Source organism: Microcystis sp. M53602_WE12 (assembly GCF_030065455.1).
Lineage (GTDB): Bacteria > Cyanobacteriota > Cyanobacteriia > Cyanobacteriales > Microcystaceae > Microcystis > Microcystis aeruginosa.
The window spans coordinates 1-5924 of sequence record NZ_JASJFB010000667.1 but is presented as its reverse complement, the minus strand read 5'-3'; the positions used below and the strand labels follow the sequence as shown (position 1 = coordinate 5924).

The following is a 5924-nucleotide window of genomic DNA, read 5'->3' as shown; positions in this document are numbered from 1 at the left end:
ACGATTCCTATTTCATCGATAATTCCAGCTACTAATCCCAGATGGTCTAGATTTTTGACTTCAATTTCTGTTGATTGATTCCTGGTCGAACAGTCCACTCGCCTCAGTTTTCCAACAATTCCTATTTTTTCATAATTAGGGCTTGCTGAATAAATCTAAAAACCTTGTTGGGTAAGACTTTTAGACTTTTTGATTGACAAAAAGTACCAGTTGTGGGAGAGATAGGGGGAAAATTCTGGGACTTTTTCTCTGAAAATTAGGTAATTGACCAGATGAGAATCGGTAAAACCCTACACCCCACACCCCACACCCTACACCCTGTCCCCACGAAAAACTTTTTGCCGCAGACCCTAACTAAGTCAGCAGATTAGGTATCGGCTGCCCCTTCATTTTCCGAAGATTGTCTTTGATCGCTGGAATAACCGCCTCTACCTCCTCTGGTGGTGGTACGATTAGAGGCAGCCCGGAATTGACGCGCGTAGGCGCGGTTGCGTTCAGCTTTTTCTTTTTTCAAATTACGACGTTTAGCCACAAGAATCTCCTTGGGATATTAGATAGACAAGCGGGGAAACGAGCGCTCGCTCCCCCTATTGACATTGACACTCTCCGCCCTAAAAGTGCGGAGATTCTTGGGCTGAATCCTGCCTCCACTAGCAACGCTAATTTTGGTCTTACGGTTTCATGTCTAGTCCGACTACACCGATAAGGCAAGCACTCTTATGGACTACTCCCCAAGCGTAAATTTCTGTGTGTCCCACAGTATTTAATTGTTTTGCGTTCTTACAGTTTGGACTTAATTGAACACCATTGACTGTTAGAAATTTTGAGATGACGGAGTAGGAAGTTTAACCTGCTTCCTCACGTTCTCACGGTTGGCAACCTGGAGCTATTCTCGCACAAAGCCGTCCTAAAAGGACGGGGTTTTCAACCCAAATTTCCGATCACCTAGAATGGTTACGGTCGGGGATTAGTAGCGACGCTCCCGATTGCGATCGCCGCCAGCACCGAAGGAAGATCTGGGTTCTTTTTCACGAGCTTGATTGACTTTTAATTCTCGTCCCATCCATTGAGCGCCGTCAAGAGCGGCAATAGCCTTCGCTTCTTGCTCTGGGGTTTCCATTTCCACGAAAGCGAACCCGCGTTTTCTTTTCGTTTCCCGATCCATGGGGAGGTGAACGCGCTTGATTTCACCATATTCCTTAAAAACCTCAACCACGTCTTCTTGGTCAACCTCGAAGGGGAGATTACCAACATAAATTGACATAAAACCTATCCTTGCACAGATAAAAACAACAGATTTGTAGAGAACCAAGATTTCGGGAACTAGCTGAACCAATACTAAACAGAAACGCTTTGACCATTAATACTGACAACGAGCCGCAGTGCCGACTTTTATTCTCAATTTCCATCCTAGCACATAGCTATTAGCTTTTATCGATTCTGCCTGTCTCGCCACGGGAGCGGATAAACTAGACTAGAATGCTGCCCTATAAAATGCCCTAATTATGAGTTTATCCCCCCATCCGCTCGAAACTGCCCTAAAAACCCTGGAAACTAAGGCCGAGGATTCGATTTCTGGGGTGCTTTCCCCACCTGTTGCCGAGAAACGGCAACAAGAGCCGGACTTCCTCCGGCAGTGCGTAGGATGCTCCCAAGAGGGTATCCTCGCCATACCCTCACATCTGGGTACAGTAATATATAGAACTCTATTCTTAAGGCCAGATGAGTGCTTCCTCCTTCGACTATAGAATGATCGATCCCATTTCTGGGCCGATCGATCCCAAAAAACAAGGGACGTTACGCCATTGGGGAAGTCATCCCTATTTTACCCGGCGCGCTTGGAATGTGGTACAGGAATATATTAAGCGTTTTAGTCAGGTGGGAGATGTGGTTTTAGATCCCTTTGGGGGATCGGGAGTGACTGCGGTAGAGGCTCTAGTTTTAAAGCGAAAGGCGATTTACTCGGATATTAACCCGATGGCTGGTTTTATCTGCCGCAATATCGCTGTTAGTCCCGTTAACATCGATGATTTTCGGTCTGCTTTCGATGACATCGCCAGAAATTGTCAGGAAAAGATTGAGGAAGTTTATCGAATGTCTCCAGAAGAAGCGGCGGATTTAGAGATTCCCTATTGGTATCCGCAAGGGGTTCGTTTACCGAAAAATGCGGACGCAGAATCTGTAGAAAATTTGTTTACCAAACGTCAATTATTTTCCCTTTCTCTAATTCTCAACCAGATTGAATTAATCACCGATCCGATCATTAAAGATTTAATGAGGTTTACTTTCTCGGCAACTCTCAATAAAACCAATTTAACCTTTAGTTCCACGAGAGGAAGAATAAAAAGCCGGGGAAATAGCGGAATTATGCGCTTATATCGCTATTGGATTCCTCCTCAAACTATCGATCTTAATGTCTGGGAACAATTCGAGCAGAAATTTAAGGGGACGGCAAAATTCAAGATCGAAACTAATACAGTAATCGGTGATTTTTATCAAGAAAATTTTTCAATTTTTGATTTCTCAGCGACGGACTTAACTGGCATATCGTCCGAATCCGTGGATTATATCTATACCGATCCTCCCTACGGACAACATATTGCCTATTTAGATCTCTCGACTATGTGGAATGCTTGGCTAGGATTTGAAGTGAGCGATAACGCAAGAGAATTGGAAGCGATCGAAGGAGGAGATTTAAAGAAATCGAAAGAAACTTACATCAATTTGTTATCGAATTCCATTCGAGAAATGTTTCGAGTTTTGAAATTTGATCGCTGGATGAGTATTGTTTTTGCTCACAAAGATCCCGCCTATTGGGATGCAATCGTTAAATCTGCTCAAGAAGCTGGTTTTGAGTATGTAAATTCCTCTGTACAACATTCTACTACGCCCTCATTACACAAAAAGAAAAATCCTCTGACTGTCCTATCGGGAGAGTTAGTTTTAAACTTTAGAAAAGTGAATAATCCCAAAACAATCGCCATCAGTAAAGTCGGGATCGATATCCTGCAAATTATTAAAGAAGTGGCCGAGATGACAATCGTTAAAAGTTCGGGTGCTTCCACAGAAGATATTTATAATGCGCTCATTCCTAAATTATTGGAAAATGGCTTACTAACCCAAGTCAAGAAACAAATAGATGATATTACTCCTTTGTTAAAAGAGGAATTCAACTTTTCGGAATTAGATCATCTCTGGAGAATTCGTACAAATACGAAAATCGGTTGCTTTATTCCGCTAGAAGATCGAATAAGATTTTATCTCTTGGATTTTCTAACTGCCAAAAAACGACAGGGAAAAGTAGCAACTTTTGATGAAATTATTTTTGCGATCATGCCTAACCTGATCAACGGGACAACACCAAGCGATCAATCGATTTTAAAGGTTTTAGAAAAGTTAGCTTATTCTCCCGATGGTCGGCACTGGCAACTAGGGCAAGAAGAAGGTCTTCAGCTAACTCTCGATTTAAATATAGAGCCAATTTCTTCCGTTTTAACTGGTTTAGATTTTCCCAAACAAGCAGATAAAATTCCTCACGATCAAATTATCTACGCTCTGGCAAAAATTGCTATTGCTGTCGGATTAAAGCCTTATATTGGCAAAAAAGAACAATCTACAGGTTATTGGAATGGAGAAGCTTTTAAAGATATTTCTCTAGAAAAATTACCGATCGATAAATTAGGAAAGTGGGACAGAGATAAAATACAACAGATCGATCTCATCTGGTTTAATAACTTAGGCGATGCAGTGTTCGCTTTTGAAGTAGAAACCAGTACACGGATCACCACAGGAATCGATCGCTTTATGGAATTACTAAAAATTTATCCAGAACTGGCAGGAAAACTTGTGTTAATTGTTCCACCGAAGCGAGTCAACAAACTGAAAAAAATTCTTAAAGATTCCCACTATATTGGACATCCTCTCTATATGGAGAATAAATTAGTCTATAGTTTTTCTAATCAAATTGCCGAAGTTTACCAGAAACTCTCCTCGTCAACTAAACTAGAATTATCTGCGGTTTTTGCCTCGATCGAGTTCATTTTAAAAAAACCAGAAATCTGATGCAATCAAGAGAAGCTGGTTCCTATTGAAAGTTCTAGGTTCGACGAGGCACTCATGCAATAAGCTCCCATTTGATCAGAGGGGACAGGGAGCGATGAACATGATACAGCAAACCATCTCAGGGAATCGTCACCCCGGAAAGCAAATCGCCCCTGCAACTGTCTCCCCAAATTCCCTCTCTTGATAAACTAGACTAGAATGCTGCCCTATAAAATGCCCTAATTATGAGTTTATCCCCCCATCCGATCGAAACTGCCCTAAAAACCCTGGCAGCGAAAGCGGAAAATTCCATCGAACAAACAACAACCCTAGAAGACTTAGAACAGCTAAGGGTGAATTATCTGGGTAAGAAAGGAGAATTATCGCAGATTTTACGCGAAATGGGCAAATTAAGCCCCGAAGAGAGACCGCGCCTCGGTGCGATCGCTAATGAGGTCAAAGAATTAGTACAATCGCTGCTGGAATCCCGGCGAGAAAGTCTCCAGAATGCCCAAATTAAGGCGAAATTAGCGGCGGAAACCCTCGATGTCACCCTACCTGCTCTTAGCCGTCCTTTAGGGCGAATTCACCCCTTAAATAGCACAGTTGATCGCATGATCGATATTTTCGTCGGTCTGGGTTACAGCATCGCCACCGGGCCGCAGGTAGAAACCGATTATTATAATTTTGAGGCTTTAAATATCCCTGCTGACCATCCGGCCCGGGATATGCAGGATACTTTTTTCTTGAGGGATGGTCGTTTATTGCGGACCCATACCTCCCCGGTGCAGATTCGCTACATGGAAAGTCACGAACCCCCGATTCGGATTGTGGCCCCGGGCCGGGTTTATCGTCGCGATACCGTGGATGCAACCCATTCCGCGGTTTTCCATCAAGTGGAATTATTAGCGGTGGACCGGGGATTAACCTTTACGGATTTGAAAGGAACAATTAAAGAATTTCTTAAGCAAATGTTTGGGGCCGATTTACCGGTTAAATTCCGCGCTTCCTACTTCCCTTTTACCGAACCCTCGGCCGAGGTAGATGTGCAGTGGAAAGGCAAATGGTTGGAGGTGATGGGCTGTGGTATGGTGGATCCCAATGTCTTAAAAGCAGTCGGTTATGACCCCCAAATCTATACGGGTTTTGCTGCTGGTTTTGGCGTGGAAAGATTTGCTATGGTATTACATGAGATAGACGATATTCGCCGTTGTTATAATAGCGATATCCGCTTTCTCCGCCAATTTTAGGGGGATAAAACCGATGGTCATGAGTGAAGATTTAACCAAAAAAAGACTCCTATCCGTGGCTTGTCATGCTTCGATATTTTTGAGTGCTACGCTGGTATCGGTGGGGATTCCCTTAGCTATTTATTTCATTTCTGATGATGAAACGGTGAAGGAAAACGCCAAAGAAGCTTTAAACTTTCACCTGAATATGTGGTTATACTACCTAATTGCCGGGATTCTAGTTTGGGTTTTAATCGGTTATTTGCTCTTACCGATTCTTGCTGTGGTGAATATTGTTCTCCCCATTCTTGCTATCCTGCAAGTCTGGAACGATGCTTATAAGGTTTTCCGTTATCCTTTTATTTTCCGGGTTCTGTAATTAATTATCGGGGTTGCAACCTGTTCAACCCTCGGTGCATCTCATTTTTGTAAATCTGTTGAGTTGGGATTTTTAAATGTAAACTGTCTTCTAAAATTGGTAATTACTTCCGATTTTATCACTCAATCCACGTCTTTGGGGGGTAGAACCCCCCAAACCCCTAGGGTTGATTCATTTAAATTAAGTACAGCTGATTTTGAGTCAATAAATTTGACTGAAGATTCTCAAGTTTATCTTTTTCTAACCAAAAGAGTTAGGGTTCTTCGTTACTTGGT

At 42.6% G+C, this 5924-nt stretch carries 5 protein-coding genes; 3 read left to right on the top strand and 2 right to left on the bottom strand.

Annotated elements, in window-relative coordinates:
• Positions 1–367 precede the first annotated feature (367 nt).
• Together PX482_RS20790 and rbp are read right to left on the bottom strand one after the other, a co-directional pair.
• Positions 368–532, bottom strand: coding sequence for an Asl3888 family RNA-binding protein (locus tag PX482_RS20790; protein WP_002733784.1), 165 nt, complete (start codon positions 530–532; stop codon positions 368–370).
• A gap of 435 nt (positions 533–967) precedes the next feature.
• On the bottom strand, positions 968–1264 hold the full coding sequence (gene rbp, locus PX482_RS20785; protein ID WP_002762425.1) for an RNA-binding regulator: 297 nt from the start codon (positions 1262–1264) through the stop codon (positions 968–970).
• A 458-nt stretch (positions 1265–1722) separates the two neighbouring features.
• Between rbp and PX482_RS20780 the strand changes: the two genes are divergently transcribed.
• From PX482_RS20780 to PX482_RS20770, 3 genes are all read left to right on the top strand, one after another.
• Positions 1723–4062: a DNA methyltransferase gene (locus tag PX482_RS20780; RefSeq protein ID WP_288095806.1), complete on the top strand. Its 2340-nt coding sequence runs from the start codon at positions 1723–1725 to the stop codon at positions 4060–4062.
• A 224-nt stretch (positions 4063–4286) separates the two neighbouring features.
• On the top strand, positions 4287–5291 hold the full coding sequence (pheS, locus tag PX482_RS20775) for a phenylalanine--tRNA ligase subunit alpha (RefSeq protein ID WP_288056043.1): 1005 nt from the start codon (positions 4287–4289) through the stop codon (positions 5289–5291).
• Positions 5292–5304: 13 nt separating this feature from the next.
• Positions 5305–5649 (top strand): DUF4870 domain-containing protein, encoded by a 345-nt coding sequence (locus PX482_RS20770; RefSeq protein ID WP_002762429.1) that lies wholly within the window; start codon positions 5305–5307, stop codon positions 5647–5649.
• Positions 5650–5924: the final 275 nt, after the last annotated feature.

Excerpts from the sequence above, each read along its gene's own strand:
- rbp (WP_002762425.1), bottom strand. The coding sequence starts at position 1,264 with ATGTCAATTTATGTTGGTAATCTCCCCTTCGAGGTTGACCAAGAAGAC.
- PX482_RS20780 (WP_288095806.1), top strand. The coding sequence starts at position 1,723 with ATGAGTGCTTCCTCCTTCGACTATAGAATGATCGATCCCATTTCTGGG.
- pheS (WP_288056043.1), top strand. The coding sequence starts at position 4,287 with ATGAGTTTATCCCCCCATCCGATCGAAACTGCCCTAAAAACCCTGGCA.
- PX482_RS20770 (WP_002762429.1), top strand. The coding sequence starts at position 5,305 with ATGGTCATGAGTGAAGATTTAACCAAAAAAAGACTCCTATCCGTGGCT.